Consider the following 16,379-nt stretch of genomic DNA (forward strand, 5'->3'; position numbering starts at 1 on the left):
AAATCAGTAGTTAAGGAATAATAATGAAATTTATTAAAGCAGTAATATTTGCGGCATTACCTTGGTGGCCAATCGGATGGGCCATTTATAAAATGACTCGTGAAGAAGAGTTAGCCATTGTTATTACATCAATTATTAGCCTCATTATTTTCTTTGTATCGATAAATAAATTAGGCGGCGATGAAAGTGGTACATCCATGGCATCAAACGTAATCGGTGCAGTTAAAGATATAAAAGATGGAATTGAGTTTAATCTCGAGCAGAAAAGCGCCGATCTCTATGCTCAGGCAGAGGAAGAATATAACAATGGAGAGATTGATAAAGGTTTATGGTCTCAAGCTCTAATCAAGGCAAAAGGCGATGAAAATTTGCGAAAAGTCGAATATATGAAATTGAGAGCTAAACAACTAAAGAAAAATGCCTAACAAAGCGCTCAAGCTAGGACGCGCTAACGCGCGCCGCTTAGCTTGGCGTTATGTTTTGCTGACAAAAGGAAGGATCTAAATGTTTGATAACAACACCCATCTTCAAGTGTTTAAGTGGCCTAATGAGCATGTTGGTCATTTTGATGGAGAGCACTTTTATCCAACAGGAAGCGTCAATTTAAGAGTGGACGGTGACGAAATTTATACCCTGGAGATTCCAACTAGATTTGTTGGAAACGTCATAAAGGAAGGAGATATTTATTTGCTAAAAGACGTTCAAGGCAATGTATTGTTTGAATTGCGTGAGTAAAAAACATAACAAGGTGCAGCAATCGCTCCCGTTGGTCGCTGGGACGTCCAAAACGCTGCGCTTATTTGGCCGCCCCTGTGCGCGGCGTTATGCAAGTGGCAAGAATACAGATTGTATGGGATAAATAAGAAGATTTGATATGGCAGTCTCACAGCAAGTAATACATTCGATGAAAGTTCAAAATTTAAAGAACCTTATCGATCTAGAAATTTCTTTTGATTCTTCACCAATAACTGCGATTCTTGGGCCAAATGGAAATGGAAAATCCACGATATTACATGCTTTAGCATGCGCGTTTTCACCCAGTCACGAAGGTGAGAACTATAAGTTTAGTTCGTTCTTTTTGCCAAACACTGATGCGCTATGGAATGGCAGTGAGCTGAGTATCGTACACAGTTATAGGGATGGTCAAAACGAACATACGAACGTCACAAGGGAATATAAAAAGACTGAGGTTCGGTGGACACCTAGATACGCGAACAGGCCTTTTAGAGATGTGTTCTATATTGGAATTGACAAGTGTGTACCAATGATTGAAGCAGAGAAAAAGCAGGCAAAGATCAACTACTCTACTCAAGTTGTAAATGAAGAAGTCATAAATACTATTCTAGAAAAAGCATCAATCGTTCTGAATAGAAGATATGCCAAATATCATGTTCATGAAGCTTCCGGCAAGAAGTTTATTGGTGTTGAGGTGGATGGGCTTCGTTACTCTGCATTGAGTATGAGCGCGGGCGAACAAAAAGTGTTCTATATACTCGAAAAAGTCTTTAGAGCAAAAAAGTACTCACTGATTCTCATTGATGAACTTGATCTACTTCTCCATGACCAAGCAATGAAGAAACTGATCGAGGTTGTTCTTGAAAGAGCTGCGGATAAAAATTTACAAGTGATATTTACAACACACAGAGAAAGTGTCTTAGAGCTAGAAGATAAAATCAACATTAGACATATAGTTTGTCGGCCTGGGAAAACCCTATGTTTCAATGAAACGAAACCCGACGCTATAAATAGATTAACAGGTGTCCAGCCTCGTCCTATAGAGGTCTTTGTTGAAGACGACTTGGCTTCAACTATAGTAAAGAAAGTTGCTTCTCGGCTTGGGCTTGCTAAATATGTCACTACAAGCAGGTATGGAGCCGCTATAAATTGTTTCACAGCTGTTAGTGGGCTATTGCTTGGTGGTGAGCCGTGTGAAAACTCTCTCTTCATGTTAGATGGTGATGTGTATCGAACTGACGATGAAAAAAGAACATCAATTAATAGAGTGCTGACTGGGCACGATGAGAATGTTATTTCGGCACGAGCAACTGCACTGTCAGCAATTAAACAATTTTCCCTGCCTGTAGATACCAAACCTGAGAAATATCTTCACTCTCTAATCATTGCTATTGATGAGACAGAAGATGAAGAAAAAAACGAGATCATTGAAGCTGCTAAGGAAATAGTTGTTGTTGATGAAGATCATAAATATATAAATGACCTAATACATAGGTTGGGCTGGGAGCGAGCAACTGGTCTTTCAAAAATAATTGATTTAGTTGCTTCGACAGATGAGTGGTCTGCCTATACAAATGATTTGAGTGAATGGCTTGAATCAAAATCAGATGATCTACGTGAAGATCGACAAGTTGCATAACAAACGCATGTTGACGGACTGGTTTTCCGCTGCGCTCCAAACCAGCCGCAAATGCGGACGTTAGGCCCAATGGTAATCCCCCCGAAAGACAATGTGGGGATTACCGTGTAATCTTGATCTGATAACGGGTATTTCTACCGCCTCCAGGCATTTTTTCAAGGCAGCCTTTCTCTAACAAGTCGGCCAGATGGCGGGTCGCGGTGGCTTTACTGACTTTGGCCACCTTCTGATATTGGCTGGCGCTGATACCCTGCAAGAAGCCGTTCTCGCCGCCGTCCAGCATCCTGTTCAGCACCTTGATTTGCTCAGCACTCAGTGGCTCGCTGCCGTGTTGCTGCCAGAAACGGCTCTTGGCCAAGGTGCGGGTGATCGCTTGTCGGGCCTGCTCCAACGTGGCATTGAGCGTATCTAAAAACCAGATCAGCCAGGCCGTGATATCCAGTCCGCCTTTCTGGGTTTGTTCCAGAGCACGATAGTAATCGGTACGCTGTTCGAGGATCGCCACCGACATGGCATACAGGCGGATGCTCTGGCTGTCGGCCTGAGAGAGCGCCAGATCGGTTAGGGCACGGGTGATACGACCATTACCATCATCAAACGGGTGCAAGGTGACAAACCACAGATGGCAAATGGCGGCGCGCAGCAGCGGATCCTGGCCGGGGTCGTTCAGGCTGGCATTGAACCAGTCGATAAAGCAGGCGAGTGCCTGCTCCAGCCCCTGGCGTGGCGGGGCCTCGAAATGCACAGTGGGTCGATCCAGTCGCCCGGATACCACCTGCATCGGCTCTTCACCGCGTAGCTGGCCCACCCGCACACGCTGTAATGTCCAGTCGTCGGCAGGAAACAGCCAGTGATGCCATTGCAACAGGCGCTCCAGCGTTAGCGGCTGATGTCGATTGTCGATGGCATCGAGCATCATGGCTGCCAGGCCTTCGGAGCGATCCGAGATGGGGTAGGGCTGTTCTTCGGATACGCCGAGGCGACGGGCCAGCGATGAGCGCACCGATTGGGCATTGAGCCGTTCATCTTCAATGGCCGATGAGGCGAGGATATTCGCCAGCAGGGTATCGAGCGCCTGGGCTTGCTGCGCTTGCGTCGAGCCGTGAACGGAATGGGTGCCGAGCAGGATGCCCAGATTGCGTTGTGCGGTGCGCAGCCGTGGCTGTAGCGGTTCATCTTGCCAGCAAAAGTGTGGCCAGCCCTCATGCTGCCAGATCCAATCCTCAGTCATCTGCTTGCCCATCCCCTTATTGTTACAGGTCACGTCACCGATGAGCCGAATCGAATGTATATTTGGCTCAGTATGCGAGCCAAATCGGATGTGTATTTGGCTCACATGGTGAGCCGATAATAACGGGGATCCGGCTCACGACACAACCTGTATCACGCAGAGTTGGCAGGGAGGGAAGGCGTTGTTCGTAGGAAGTGGGGGTCATTGCAGGGAAGGGGGGGCCAATCTACTTTGCTATCTGATAACAGATGAAGCAGTGGATCAGGGGGCGGGGATTATTAATCCCGTGCTCGGTGAGCAACCTTGCCAGAGATTGACCAGAGGCGCATAACAAAAAGGCCCCGCATTGAAAGCGAAGCCTTGTAGGGTGTGCTGTCCAGAGCTGTGGTATGGAAACTGTCATGGGGATTTTCAATCCCCTGCTCTACCGACTGAGCTATCTGGGCAACGGCGCGCATTAAACCCTTTCTGAACGGATGTGTCAACCGCAGGGCGCAGATAGTCGGACTGTTCGCTCGACAAGTGAGCAATCAGGGCGTTTGTTGGGCGGTTTGGCCCGTTTTCATCCTGGGCGGCAGGTCAGCAGATAAAAAAAGGGGGCCTGAGGCCCCCTGGTCACAACTGTGGTACTCCTCAGTGGCGGCTGACGATGATCCGCCCGGTGCTCATGTCACGGGCCTGGCCGGTGACGCTGATCTTGAGCCCGTATTCGGGCAGCAGGCGACCGGCATCCGGGATCTCCTTGCTCTGGTAGCTGCGGGAATCCTTGAACACCCGGTTCGGGGTGATCCAGAAGTCGCGCAGCAGGGAGCCGCTCGGGTGTTTCAGGTTGAGCGGTTGCTGGAAGCCCAAGCTGAAGGTGGCGTCGTGGATCTGGTAGCGGGTGCCGGCCACGGCGCCGTCGCTCCACTTGAGGGTGCGCTGATCCGCATCCACCACTCCGAGGAAGCCTTCACCCGGGTGGACACCCACCCAGTTGTTGGCCTGGCTGTTGTCCACGTACCAGAGCAGCATGCCCGGCTCGTAGCGCATCAGCTGGTCGGCCACGTTGATGTGGGCCAGCCCCTTGTCCACCCCGGCGTGGTTGCGCCACTCGGCCAGGTAGTAGTGATCCTTGGCCTCGTTGCCGTTGCTCTTCACAAAGCCGGCCAGGGTAAAGGCAGAACTGCCCTCGGCCCCGTCGCTCAGCAGGGTGTCGCCATCGGCGAGGATCTGCAGCTCGTCCACGAACAGCCCGTTTTCGGCCACGCCGCCATCGCTCTGGTATTGCAGAGTGAGGGTGACCTGCTGACCGGCCCAGGGGGTGAGATCGAACTCGGCATCGGTCCAGCCGTTGGAGTTGCCGGTGATGCCGATCCCAAAGCCCACCCTGTTGGGATCGTTGCTGGTGGTCAGGTTGCCCGCGATGGGTTGGCCATTGACCAGCACCCGGGCGTAGTCGTATCCCTCTTCAATCTGATACCAGGCCTTGAAGCCGAGGCTGGCGCTCTGTTTGCCGCTCAGATCCAGCTTGAGGCTCATGCGGTTGTCGAGGTTGTTGCCCTTGCCGCCGTGGTATTGGAATTGGCCAGCGTAGGGCGGGTTGAGCGGGATCTGCTTGGCCGGCAGGTTGATGCGCACCACGTCGTCGTTGCGTCCCTTGTCGTTGGCCTGATCCAGCATGTAGACGTTGCCGCGGGGGCTGAGATCGGCGAGCTGCACGTTGCTGCCGTGCAGCCAGTTGCCGCCGAGGGAGGCCTGCAGGAACTCCTTGGCCCAGGCGGAGAACCCGGTCGGCTCGGTGCCGCCGATGACCCCGGCCCAGGAGCCGGAGGACATGATGGACCAGGTTGCCACCGGTTCCCCCTTGCCGGTGTACTTGGTGTCGTACTCGTCCGGCAGCCCCAGGTCATGGCCATATTCGTGGGCACAGACCCCGGCCGCCGCATCGATGGGCTGGATGGTGTAGTCGTAGGCGGCAAACTGGCCGCCGAAGTTCTGGCTCGGGCTGCTGGTGCCGGGGATGGGGTAGGGGGCGCCCAGGTTCCAGCGATGGGCCCAGATGGCGTCTTCGCCGAGATCGCCGCCACCGGCCTCCTCGCCGACGCTGGAGTGGAAGATCATCAGGTGGTCGATGAGTCCGTCCGGCTCGTTGCGGTTGCCGTTGCCGTTGAGATCGTAGCGATCCTCCTGGTCAAACTGCGCCAGATCGATGGATGGGTCGTTCGCCACCTGGATCAGCGCCTCCTTCACCAGCTCCCGGATGGTGTTGGGGGTAGCGTTGGCGCCGTAGTAGGCCGCGTTCTTGTCGGCGGTATACCAGCCCGCCACCTGACCGCGCACGCTGTAGCTCTGGCCGGACTGCTGCTCGTAGAACTGGCGCATGGAGATGAACCGCTCGCCGTTCGGGCCGGCATAGCCCTTGGACGAGAACAGCAGATCGTTATAGTGCGCCGGGGTGTAATCCGGGTAGTACATCTTGGTGAGCTCGGGGCGCACGCTGTTCTTCGGGTAGTCGGGGAAGTCCACCAGGATGGCGAGGATCTTGTCCTTGCGCATCTGGCCCTGGTAGTGCTCCCGCTCGATGGCCTTGAGCAGCAGGGTGGGCACCCGATCACCGGGACGGGCGGTGCCGTTGAGGCGGATCTTCTTGAGGATGGTCTCGCGTACCTTGCCCTCTTTCACCGCCAGGGTGCCGCTGTTGCCCTGATAGGCCCGCGATTTCTCGCGATAGTAGCTGGCGAGGGCCGCCTGCTCCTGCTCGGGGGAGGCCAGGGTGGGGATGCGGCCGCTCTTCTTGAGCATCTCCAGCACCTTCACCTCGTCGGCCAAGGGGGCATCGAACGGACCGTGGACCGGGGCGGCCATGGCCTGGTTTCCAATCATAAGGGTTGAGCCGACAAGCAGGCTCATTATTGTTTTTTTAGGCATTATCTATGTGCTCCTTCACATGATAAAAAGGGAGCCTGGCTGGCTCCTCTTTCCGTACGGGCAGTGCTCCGCCCGCGTCCCTTGATACACCTCGTCCATGGCCTTTGTCACCGGGGCGGTGCTGGTGGATCCTGCTGATTTCAAACGGCTTGTTGCGGGGGTTGTGCGGTTTTCCCGTGTCTCGTTGAAGCTCCATATGGAGCAATTCATTCCCGACAAAAGATTACGCTTTATTAACCTTTTGTGATGGCACCCCATTTGGGGTGGCCGCCGCCAGCTGCTTATCTTGGCTTGCCGCATTGAGCCAAGGTGGCTGTGCGGGTATGCTTTGCCGCAACCATGCCTGCGGGGCAGGGGCACAGCCGCTACGGCGCCCGTCCGCGCGGGCATTTGATATCAACACAGTCGCATCTGGGGTTAATATGAGTCTTGATATGCAAGAGTGGCGCGAAGAGACCACCGCCATCGTCAACGAGTTGCTGGCCGATGGCAGCAACCCGGATCTGGAATACGAGATTGAGCACCACTTTGCCTGCCAGGATTTCGATCTGCTGGAGAAGGCGGCGGTCGACCTGTTCAAGGCCGGTTTCGAAGTGACCGATGCCGAAGAGATGGAGCTGGATGACGGCGCTACCATCTTCTGCTTCGACGCCACCACCGAGTGCAAGCTGGACATCGAGACCATAGTCGCGGACATCGCCAAGATGCTGCCCATTCTCGAAAAATACGGCGTGGACTACGACGGCTGGGGTACTTACTTCCAGGAGTAAAAAGCCAGCTCACGCACGCTTTGCAAAAACAACAAGGCCACCCTCGGGTGGCCTTGTTGTTGCTGGCTTACTGCTCCGGCAGCTGGTAGCTGCGGGCAAACTCGGCGGGGGGCAGGGGGCGGCTGAACAGGTAGCCCTGCAGCCGATCGCAGCCAGCCTGCACCAGCCACGCTTGCTGCTCCTGCGTCTCCACCCCTTCGGCGGTGATCTTGATGCCGAGCTCGTGGCCCAACCCGATGACGGAGCGCACGATGGCGGTGGTCGCCTGGTTGGTGGCCAGCCCCTGAGTGAAGCTGCGGTCCAGCTTGAGGGTGGCCACCTGCAGCCTGGGCAGATAGGCGAGCGAGCAGTAGCCGGTGCCGAAGTCGTCGATGGCAAGCTGAAAGCCCGCCTCGATCAGGTTGGCCAGGTTGCTCTCAATCTCGTCGGCGTTCTCCATCAGCACCCCTTCAGTGATCTCCAGCTCCAGCTGCCAGGGGGCGAGCCCGTGGCGCTCGATGCAGGCGAAGATCTGTGGGCAGAGCTCGGGGTCGCGAAATTGCAGCGGCGACAGGTTGATGGAGAGCACCAGATCCGGCGCCGCCACCTGCCAGCGGGCCAGCTGGGCACAGCCCTGTTCCAGCATGTGGCTGCCGAGCAGGCCGATGAGCCCCAGCTCCTCCGCCAGCGGGATGAACTCGTCCGGCGAGATCATGCCGAGCTCGGGGTGGGGCCAGCGGCAGAGCAGCTCGGCCCCGTGCAGCTGGCTGGTGCGGGTGCTGATGATGGGCTGGTAGACTGCAGTCAGCTGGCCGGATTTGATGGCCAGCGGCAATTGGGCAGCGATCAGCTGGCGGCGCTTGAGCTTGGCATCGAGTTCGGGATCGAACAGGGTGCAGTGCTGCTGCTGGCGCTTGCCCTGGGCCAGCGCGGCTTCGGCGTGGCTCAGCAGGCGTTCGGCGTCGTTGGCCTTGCCGTGGGCGATGCCGAGGAACACCGGGATCTGGATCCTGTGCTCTTCCACCTGGTAGGGCACCATCAGTGCCCCCTGCAGGCGGCGGCTCCAGCTGGTCAGCGGCTCGCTCAGCTCGGGCAGCAGCATGGCAAAGTCGTCGGCGGCGACCCGGCACACCAGCGACTGGGGCGGGGCCAGCTGTTGCAGGCGGCGGGCCACCTGATTGAGCAGTCGGTCGGCGACCCGGATGCCGAAGCGGTCGTTGATCTCGCGAAAGTGCTGCAAATCGACCAGCACCAGGCTCGCCTTGCGGGCACCGAGATGACGGCTGGTCTGCAGAAAGTGGGAGAGCTTGAGCAGGCCGGTCAGGCTGTCGTAGTGCTGCTCCTGCTGCAGCTGAGCCTGGGTGGTGCGCAGCCCGGTGATGTCGCGGCTCAGGGTGAGGATGCCGAGGGAGTGGCCCTCGTCATCCGGCACATCGACCCGGGTCACTTCCAGATGGCGGCCCTGGCCGTTGGCGTCCACCAGGCAGTATTCACCGCGTCCCATCGGCAGCTCGGTGGAGAGGCGGTGGGCGACCCGCTGGCCGAGCGCCTCGCTCGCCACCATGCCCATGAAGTCGAGAAAGGCCTGGTTGCAGTCGATCAGCAGCCCCTGGTGGTCTTCCAGCCGGATCGGATCCGGGATGGCGTCCAGCAGACGGCGCTGCAGCAGCTGCTGCTGGCGAAAGGTCTGCTCCAGCTCCTTGCGCTGGCCAATTTCATTGACCATGCCAAACAGGGCCACCGGTTTGCCTTGTGCATCGTAGAGCGGGATCTTGTGGATCTCCATCCAGCTGGTGGCATCGCCGCTGCTGCAGTGCAACTGCTGATAGAGCAGCGGTTTACCCTCCGCCAGCAGGTGCAGATCCTCTTCCCGAAAGATGTCGCCCCAGGGCATGTCGGCATCGGTCTTGCCGATGAGATCCGCCGGTTGCGGCAGACCCGCCTGCTCCGTGAAGGCGCGGTTGGCAAACAGGTAGCGCCCATCCGTATCCCGGCAGAAGATATTCATGGGTAGCTGGTCGATGATCTGCTGCAGCAGGGGCAGGGTGAGCAAGGAGTTCACACAGACACTCACGGGGGAAATTTCGAGCAAATCTATGATAGCAGGCTGGTTTTGTAAAGCTTGGGTTAAGGCTGACTCATTTCTGCCGATCCCTGCTGACAGTCTGTGTCGCTGACGCCATAATAGCCGCCGGTCGGCCGATGGCCGGATTATATGGATGAGAGAAGCAGCATGAAAAAGATTGTGGGAGTAGCACTGGCCCTGTTGATGGCCGGTTGTGCCAGCGACAACAATGGCGGCGAACAGTACCGCTATACCCCGCCGGTAGCCAAGGCGACCAACAACACCCAGGAGATGCAGATCCCGGTGGATCTGGTGTGGGCCCGTGCCGAGAAGTGGTTTGGCGATCACGGTCTTAACATCGAGAACAGCCAGCGCGGCTCCGGCCTGATGACCGCCAACGTCGAGAATTCGGCCGACGGTCTGGAGTGGCTGGATTGCGGTACCATGGGTTCCAAGGTCGCACTGGGCAACCCCAACCTGCAGATCAACCTGATCATCACCCAGAGCGGCAACAACAGCGTGGCGACCGTCAACGTCAAGGGCAACACCCAGCTCTACTTCGTCGAGTCCTCCGGCGAGCGGGTACTGGCACCCTCCATCACCCCGGTGTGCGTCTCCCGCGGCAGCCTGGAACAGAGCCTGTTCTCCACCCTCGGCAATTAAGTCGCGCTGAGTGCCAGCAAAAACCCCGTTGCCTGCAACGGGGTTTTTGTTTGTGGGCCGCTAGCCGGGCAGGGCCGGCCAGCCCTGCTGGCGAAAGCGGCCTGGTGCCATCCCGCTCGACTGCTTGAATGCCTTGGCAAACGAGGCCTCCGACTGATAGCCGACCCGCTGCGCCACCTCGCCGAGGGGGAGCTGATCCGGGTGGCGCAGCAGCTCGGCCGCCCGCACCATCCGCACCCGCACCATGAACTCCCAGACGCTGCAGCCCAGCCGTTGGCGAAAGTGGCGAAAATAGGTGGCGCGGGACATGGCGGCCAGCGCCGCCAGTTCATCCACGCTCCAGGGGTGAGCCGGATCGGCCAGCATGGCCTGCAGCGAGCCCCCCAGCCTGGGGTCCTGCAGGGCACCGACCAGCCCGAGCGCCCCGTGCGGATCGCTGGCATGGGCCCGCAGCCCCATGGCCAGCAGCACCTGGCTGAGGGCCGTCAGCACTGCCCCCGAGCCCTGCTGTTCGCGCAGCAGCTCCTGGTGGATCAGGCTGAGCACCAGGCTCAGCGCCTGTTGCGACTCGCTGGCGAGCAGCGGGATGCAGAGCGGGCTGGGCAGGGCATCCAGCAACAGCGGCCGCAGCGGCCCCTGATAGCGGTACTCGCCGCACAGAAACTCCACCTGATCGCCGCCATCGCCCCTTAGCGGCAGCAGCCCGTCGCCCGGCTCGGCCAGGGTCAGGGTGTCGCCTTCGCGCCAGATGGTATGGGGCTCGCCACCGGGCAGCAGCAGCAGATCGCCCGGTCGCAGGACCACGTCATCGCCCTGCGCCGTGCTGACCCGGATCTCTCCTTTCATCAGCAGGTGGAACGGCATCACCCCGGCCGGGCTCTGTTCGTGGGGCAGTCTGAAACCGCCTCGATAGAGGCAGCGCACGTCGAACGTGCCCTGGATGCCGGCCTGGCTGATCAGCTGGTCTATCTGGTTCATGATTCTATTTGACTGTTATTTGCGTCTTTAAAGTATTAAACGACTCACATCTCGATGCAATACTGGCTTCATCGAGCAGGCAGGGGCCTGTTCTGCCAAACCGGAGAGTCAAGATGCAAGACTGGGATCAATACCGTAAACAATTGATGGGCCGCGTCATGGAGCTGGGCACCCTGAGCCCGGATACCCTCAAGGGCTATCAGCAGCTGTCGGCCGCCGGCAGCAAGAGCGGCGTGCTCGATGGCAAGACCCGCGAGCTCATCTCGCTGGCGGTGGCCGTCACGACTCGCTGCGATGGCTGCATCGCCGTCCATGCCGATGCCGCCCTCAAGCAGGGTGCCAGCCGTGCGGAGATCGCCGATGCACTGGGCGTCGCCGTTGCCATGAACGCCGGGGCCGCCATGGTCTATTCCGCCCGGGTGCTGGATGCCATCGATCGCTGAGGCTGTGCGGGGCCGGCTGCAGCCGGCCCCTGAGGAGTAAGGATGTTGATATTCAATCGCTTGCTGGCCGTGCTCGCGGGTGGTGATCGTCTGGGCGCGACCCTCTGCCGGATTGCCGTCGGGGTCGTGTTCATCTGGATCGGGCTCTTGAAGTTCATCCCCTACGAGGCGGACAGCATCACCCCTTTCGTGGCCAACAGCCCCTTCATGTCGTTCTTCTATGAACTCCGGACCAGTATCGTCAGCACCTTAATCACGAGGGGGAGCTGGTGCCGGAAAACCGGGCCTGGCACGAGCAGAACAACACCTATGGCTACTCCCATGGCCTGGGCGTGGTGGAACTGGTGTTCGCCCTGCTGATCCTGGCCAATTTCCGTTTTCCCCTGCTGGGATTGATCGGGGCCCTGATGGCGTTTCTGACCCCCTTCGTCACCTTCAGCTTTCTGGTGTTCACCCCGGAAACCTGGGTGCCGGCGCTGGGGGATGCCCACCACGGTTTCCCCTATCTGTCGGGAGCGGGGCGGCTGGTGCTGAAGGACATCATGATGCTGGCGTGTGGTTACATCGCCATGGTGGATTCGGCCAGGACCCTGCTGGCCAGACGTGGATGAGTGACCCTGCCTGCCGTTTGCCGCACCCTCTCGGGTGCGGCTTTTTTATGGGGCGCGAGGCATGCATAAAAAAGGTTCTTCGCGGGATCTTGGGGAAGTGGAAGTTGACAGACAGGGTGCTGGTAAACTGGCTGTCTCCAAACACACCACCACCATCACCCTGCTGTCGCCGTGCATCATATTGATATTGCCTCCTTCTGGCCAGGTTATACCGTCATCGCCCAAGCGCTTTCTGCCAACCATCACACCCTGTTTACCCTTGAGCCTCGCGCCGACCTGTTGCCCCGTTGTCGCCGATGCCTGCAACCCACGCCATTGATCCACGACCAACGTATCCGCCGGGTGCGTGAGCGAGACCTATTTGACCGACAAGTCTGGTTACAACTGCCTGTTCGCCGCGTCGACTGTCTGCGCTGTGGTCGCGTCAGTGAACATATCGACTGGCTCCCCTCTGGCTCCCGCCTCACCCGGCGCATGCAGTGCTGGATTGAAGCGCTCGTTCAGTACCTCCCCATCCGCCATGTCAGCCAGCTCACCGGGGTCGGTTGGCACACCATCAAGGAGATCGACAAGCGCCGTTTGCAGACCAGTGTGGGCACCATCGAACTTGGGGAGGTGCGGCGGCTGGTGATGGATGAGTTTGCCCTGCACAAGGGACACCGCTATGCCACCGTGATCATGGATGCCGAGCGAACCCGCGTCCTGTGGGTGGGGCACGGCAACAGCCGGGCCGCTATCCGTCCCTTCTTCGAGCAGCTCGGCGAGCGATGCCAGCAGATTGAGGCGGTGGCGATGGACATGAACACGGCGTTCGACCTGGAGGTGAAGCAACACTGCCCGCAGGCGGAGGTGGTCTACGACCTGTTCCACGTGGTGGCTCGCTATGGCCGAGAGGTGGTGGACCGGGTGCGAGTGGAGCAGGCGAATGCACTGAAAAGCGATAAACCGGCGCGAAAAGTGGTCAAAAGTGCGCGTTGGTTGCTGCTACGTAATCGGGCGAAGCTGAGTGAAAAACAGGATGTGAAGTTGCAGGAGCTGTTGGCGGCGAATCAACCGCTGGCGATGGTGTACGTGCTGAAAGAGGCGTTGAAGGGCATCTGGTATGCGCCGAGCGTGTGGGAAGGATGGCGACGATGGCGGAGCTGGATGCGGCAGGTGAAGGAAAGCGGGCTAGCGCCGCTGCAACGATTTGGTCGAAATTTATCGAAATATATGCGGGGGATCCTGGCGAGTGCAAACTACCCGATGCACACGAGTGTGCTGGAAGGGGTGAACAACAAGATCAAAGTGATAAAGCGTATGGCATATGGATTTAGGGACTCAGAATACTTTTTTCTGAAAATCAAGGCGGCCTTCCCCGGAAAGCCGCGATGAACCATAAAAAAGCCCCCGGCGGGGCCGGGGGCTTTCAGAAGGTTGCCGCGTTAGCGGGCGACGTCGCCGTGAAACAGCGTCTGCTCGCCGGCTTTGAGCACATAGCCCTTCCAGGGGAAGAGGGTGTAGCCGCTGCCTTGCCACGACCAGTTGCCTTCCGCCCCCTGGCGGGTGAGCAGGTGCTGCTCACCGCTCGGCAGGGTCAGCTCGGCCTGGCTCTGATCGGCGTTGAACAGCACGAAGGCGCTGCTGGTCTGGCCGGCATCGGTCGGGTTGAGCCGGATGCCCTGCTCGAACAGCCGCACACACTGCTTGGTCAGCGCCGACCACTGATAGCCCGCACTGCCGATGCAGCCATGGCTGTCGCGATCACTGCCAACCAGATGTTGTTCCGGGGTACTGCAGGCCGCCAGCAGCAGGGAGGCGGCCATCAGGGTCAGGGTGCGCATGCTTACTCCTTGGCGTCCCGTTCGATGACGATATTGGAGAAGCCCAGCTCCTTGAAGTAGTTCTCCCGGTAATCCTTCACGCTCTTCTTGTCACGCCGGCACACCTGGGCCAGCTGCTCTTCCATGGCGTGGAAGCTGGCCAGGTTGATCCCCTCGGCAGCGGCAATGGCATCGTAGATGCTGTTGAACTTGTCGTTGGCGTAGCCAATCTCTTTGGTTTTTTTGCCGTAGGTGTAGGTAATCTTGAACGCCATGGCGTTATTCCTTTGATTTGGTCTGCTTGCGCTGGACGTACAGATAGAGGCTCTCGACCTTCTCTCTGGCCCAGGGGGTCTTGCGCAAGAACTTCAGGCTGGACTTGATGCTGGGGTTATCGGTGAAGCAACGGATATTGATCTGCTGCCCCAGCTCTTCCCAGCCATAGTGCGCGACCAGGGCGGTGACGATGGCTTCCAGGGTCAGCCCGTGCAGCGGGTTGTTCTTCTGCGAGGAGGCGGGCTGCTCGCTCATGCCTGCGCCGCCAGCTTGGCAAAGGGCTGACCCATGCGGGTGGTGACCCCGTTGGCCAGATGAGGCTCGAAACCGGCCAGCATCCCCGGGCCAAACAGACAGACCACGGTACTGCCCAGCTTGAACAGGCCCATCTCGGCACCTTTTTGCAGGGTGATGGCTTCGTCGCCGCTGTAATCCCAGCGCACGACGCGCTTCTCTTTGGTCGGCGCTATGTTGCCGGCCCAGATGGTCTCGATGCTGGCCACGATAGTGGCACCGACCAGCACCAGCGCCATGGGGCCGTGGGGGGTGCGGAAGGTGGCGACCACCCGCTCGTTGCGGGCAAACAGGTTGGGCACGTTCTCGGCGGTGAGCGGGTTGACGGAGAAGAGATCCCCCGGCACGAACACCATGCTCTCCAGCACGCCATCCAGCGGCATGTGGATGCGGTGATAATCCTTGGGCGCCAGGTAGATGGTGGCGAAGTCGCCATCCTTGAACGGCGCCACCAGATCCTCATAGCCGCCCAGCAGCTCGCGGGCGCTGTAGTCGTGGCCCTTGGCCTGGATGATGCGGCCCTGCTGGATCGGACCGAGCTGGCTGACGGTGCCATCCACCGGTAGCGCCAGGGTCATGGCATCCTCGACCAAGGGGCGGATCCCCGGCTTGAGTTCACGGGTGAAGAATTCGTTGAAGCTCTTGTAGTGGGCCGGACTCTCGTGCAGCGCCTCGCTCATGTCGACCTGGTACTGCTTGATAAAGGCCTCGATCACCCTGGTGGTGAGGTTGCCTGCTTCGGCAGCTGCAAGTTTGCCGACCAGGCGGGAGAGGGCGTGTTTGGGCAGACAGTATTGACCGGCAATTTTCAGGTTGTCAGTAATGCTCATGTTCATCATCAAGGTAGGTTGAATAGGGTCACAGCCGCGCCTGTTGGCGACCGTGACGGGCTTCCTGCATGGTTTCCAGGATGCGGTGATAGTTGTGGAAGCGATCGGCGCTGATGGCGCCACTGTCGACGGCGGCCCGCAGGGCGCAGCCGGGATCGTCCTTGTGGGTGCAGTCGCGGAACTTGCAGCCACCCAGGTAGTCGCGAAACTCGACGAAGCACCAGGTGATGCGGTCGGCTTCCAGATGCCAGAGGGCGAACTCGCGGATCCCGGGGGAGTCGATGAGATCGCCGCCGCTCGGGAAGTGATAGAGCCGCGCCGTGGTGGTGGTGTGCTGGCCAAGCCCCGAGTTCTCGGAGATCTCGCCGGTGAGCACATCCAGCCCCGGCATCAGGGCATTGGTGAGCGACGACTTGCCGACCCCGGACTGGCCGACGAAGATGCTGATCTTGTCGGTCAGGGCGGCTTTCAGTTCATCGAGCCCTTCGCCGCTCTCGCAGCTTACCAGCAATACCTCGTAACCGAGCTTGCGGTAGGTGGCGAGCTGACGCTCGATACGGGCACGGGCCGCGTCATCGAGCATGTCGACCTTGTTCAGCACGATCAGGGGGCGGATCTCCACATCCTCGGCGGCCACCAGATAGCGGTCGACGATGTTGGTGGAGAACTCGGGCATCACCGCCGAGACGATGATGATCTGGTCGATGTTGGCGGCGATGGGTTTGACCCCGTCGTAGAAGTCAGGCCGGGTCAGCACCGAGTGACGCGGATGCACCGCCTCGATGACGCCGGCAGTCGCGGCATTGAGGCCGGGACGCCACACCACCTTGTCGCCGCACACCAGGCTGCTGATGCTGCTGCGCCGCAGGTTGCTGCGGTGGATGGCACCATCGCTCGCCTCGACGTCTGCGTGCTGACCAAAACGGCTGATCACCACCCCTTCGATGGCCGGGCCAAACAGGGTGTCATCCACGACCGTGGTGTGCTCTTTTTGCAGCCGCCGCTCGCGGTTGGCCTGGACGCGCCTTTGTTGACCCAGATTGAGTTTTGCTTTCTTTGCCACTCGATTCGCCAGTTTATGAACAGATCCAAAGCCAGTATGATACATGCAAATTGGCAAAATTCCGCCATTCCTCCCAATAGAGAGAGCAAT

At 58.6% G+C, this 16,379-nt stretch carries 18 protein-coding genes; 9 read left to right on the forward strand and 9 right to left on the reverse strand.

The genetic code is table 11. The features are described 5' to 3' along the window. Window positions 1–23 precede the first annotated feature (23 nt). The 3 genes from ACPW75_RS01530 (at window position 24) to ACPW75_RS01540 (ending at window position 2,374) form a co-directional block, all read left to right on the forward strand. The gene (locus ACPW75_RS01530; RefSeq protein ID WP_043156507.1) at window positions 24–425 is read left to right on the forward strand and encodes a hypothetical protein; all 402 of its coding nucleotides are present in this window, start codon (window positions 24–26) and stop codon (window positions 423–425) included. A gap of 79 nt (window positions 426–504) precedes the next feature. Then, on the forward strand, window positions 505–735 hold the full coding sequence (locus ACPW75_RS01535; RefSeq protein WP_152551761.1) for a hypothetical protein: 231 nt from the start codon (window positions 505–507) through the stop codon (window positions 733–735). A 139-nt stretch (window positions 736–874) separates the two neighbouring features. After that, window positions 875–2,374 (forward strand): AAA family ATPase, encoded by a 1,500-nt coding sequence (locus ACPW75_RS01540; protein ID WP_323582565.1) that lies wholly within the window; start codon window positions 875–877, stop codon window positions 2,372–2,374. Window positions 2,375–2,474: 100 nt separating this feature from the next. On the opposite strand, the gene ACPW75_RS01545 is transcribed toward ACPW75_RS01540, so the two are convergent. Together ACPW75_RS01545 and ACPW75_RS01550 are read right to left on the reverse strand one after the other, a co-directional pair. Next, window positions 2,475–3,617: a Fic family protein gene (locus ACPW75_RS01545; protein WP_236261642.1), complete on the reverse strand. Its 1,143-nt coding sequence runs from the start codon at window positions 3,615–3,617 to the stop codon at window positions 2,475–2,477. A gap of 621 nt (window positions 3,618–4,238) precedes the next feature. Next, window positions 4,239–6,452 (reverse strand): immune inhibitor A domain-containing protein, encoded by a 2,214-nt coding sequence (locus ACPW75_RS01550; RefSeq protein WP_252410993.1) that lies wholly within the window; start codon window positions 6,450–6,452, stop codon window positions 4,239–4,241. Window positions 6,453–6,937: 485 nt separating this feature from the next. Here ACPW75_RS01550 and rraB point away from each other — a divergent pair, with 485 nt between their 5' ends. Next, window positions 6,938–7,285 carry a ribonuclease E inhibitor RraB gene (gene rraB / locus ACPW75_RS01555; protein WP_076360509.1) on the forward strand — a complete coding sequence of 116 codons (348 nt, stop codon included), beginning with the start codon at window positions 6,938–6,940 and terminating at the stop codon, window positions 7,283–7,285. Window positions 7,286–7,352: 67 nt separating this feature from the next. On the opposite strand, the gene ACPW75_RS01560 is transcribed toward rraB, so the two are convergent. Further along, window positions 7,353–9,326, reverse strand: coding sequence for a putative bifunctional diguanylate cyclase/phosphodiesterase (locus ACPW75_RS01560; RefSeq protein WP_077098128.1), 1,974 nt, complete (start codon window positions 9,324–9,326; stop codon window positions 7,353–7,355). 171 nt (window positions 9,327–9,497) lie between these two features. Between ACPW75_RS01560 and ACPW75_RS01565 the strand changes: the two genes are divergently transcribed. Continuing rightward, window positions 9,498–9,992, forward strand: coding sequence for a hypothetical protein (locus ACPW75_RS01565; protein ID WP_017410927.1), 495 nt, complete (start codon window positions 9,498–9,500; stop codon window positions 9,990–9,992). Window positions 9,993–10,052: 60 nt separating this feature from the next. Here the strand turns inward: ACPW75_RS01565 and ACPW75_RS01570 are convergent, their stop codons facing one another. Further along, entirely contained in the window at window positions 10,053–10,970 is a 918-nt protein-coding gene (locus tag ACPW75_RS01570) for an AraC family transcriptional regulator (RefSeq protein ID WP_077098126.1), read from the reverse strand. Between the two features lie 113 nt (window positions 10,971–11,083). Between ACPW75_RS01570 and ACPW75_RS01575 the strand changes: the two genes are divergently transcribed. From ACPW75_RS01575 to ACPW75_RS01590, 4 genes are all read left to right on the forward strand, one after another. Then, window positions 11,084–11,413, forward strand: coding sequence for a carboxymuconolactone decarboxylase family protein (locus ACPW75_RS01575; RefSeq protein WP_017410929.1), 330 nt, complete (start codon window positions 11,084–11,086; stop codon window positions 11,411–11,413). Window positions 11,414–11,455: 42 nt separating this feature from the next. After that, the gene (locus tag ACPW75_RS01580) at window positions 11,456–11,773 is read left to right on the forward strand and encodes a DUF417 family protein (RefSeq protein ID WP_270697011.1); all 318 of its coding nucleotides are present in this window, start codon (window positions 11,456–11,458) and stop codon (window positions 11,771–11,773) included. Continuing rightward, window positions 11,683–12,024, forward strand: a complete 342-nt coding sequence (locus ACPW75_RS01585) for a DUF417 family protein (RefSeq protein WP_270697013.1) — start codon at window positions 11,683–11,685, stop codon at window positions 12,022–12,024. The genes ACPW75_RS01580 and ACPW75_RS01585 overlap by 91 nt, the downstream gene beginning before the upstream one ends. 171 nt (window positions 12,025–12,195) lie before the next feature. After that, a complete protein-coding gene (locus tag ACPW75_RS01590) occupies window positions 12,196–13,398 on the forward strand; it encodes an ISL3-like element ISAeme19 family transposase (RefSeq protein WP_084865641.1) in 1,203 nt (400 codons plus the stop codon). A gap of 50 nt (window positions 13,399–13,448) precedes the next feature. Here the strand turns inward: ACPW75_RS01590 and ACPW75_RS01595 are convergent, their stop codons facing one another. From ACPW75_RS01595 to rsgA, 5 genes are read right to left on the reverse strand one after another with little or no spacing between them, the layout of a single operon-like run. Next, window positions 13,449–13,847: a hypothetical protein gene (locus ACPW75_RS01595; RefSeq protein WP_029304354.1), complete on the reverse strand. Its 399-nt coding sequence runs from the start codon at window positions 13,845–13,847 to the stop codon at window positions 13,449–13,451. Between the two features lie 2 nt (window positions 13,848–13,849). Continuing rightward, entirely contained in the window at window positions 13,850–14,101 is a 252-nt protein-coding gene (locus ACPW75_RS01600) for a DUF2960 domain-containing protein (protein WP_011707214.1), read from the reverse strand. Between the two features lie 4 nt (window positions 14,102–14,105). Continuing rightward, the gene (locus ACPW75_RS01605) at window positions 14,106–14,357 is read right to left on the reverse strand and encodes a VF530 family DNA-binding protein (protein WP_077098124.1); all 252 of its coding nucleotides are present in this window, start codon (window positions 14,355–14,357) and stop codon (window positions 14,106–14,108) included. Continuing rightward, window positions 14,354–15,226: an archaetidylserine decarboxylase gene (asd, locus tag ACPW75_RS01610; protein WP_017410933.1), complete on the reverse strand. Its 873-nt coding sequence runs from the start codon at window positions 15,224–15,226 to the stop codon at window positions 14,354–14,356. Before asd ends, ACPW75_RS01605 begins: the two co-directional genes overlap by 4 nt. 28 nt (window positions 15,227–15,254) lie before the next feature. Further along, window positions 15,255–16,289: a small ribosomal subunit biogenesis GTPase RsgA gene (gene rsgA / locus ACPW75_RS01615; protein WP_044800685.1), complete on the reverse strand. Its 1,035-nt coding sequence runs from the start codon at window positions 16,287–16,289 to the stop codon at window positions 15,255–15,257. Window positions 16,290–16,379: the final 90 nt, after the last annotated feature.

This window comes from Aeromonas sp. FL131 (assembly GCF_049860615.1).
GTDB classification, from domain to species: Bacteria; Pseudomonadota; Gammaproteobacteria; order Enterobacterales; family Aeromonadaceae; genus Aeromonas; species Aeromonas hydrophila.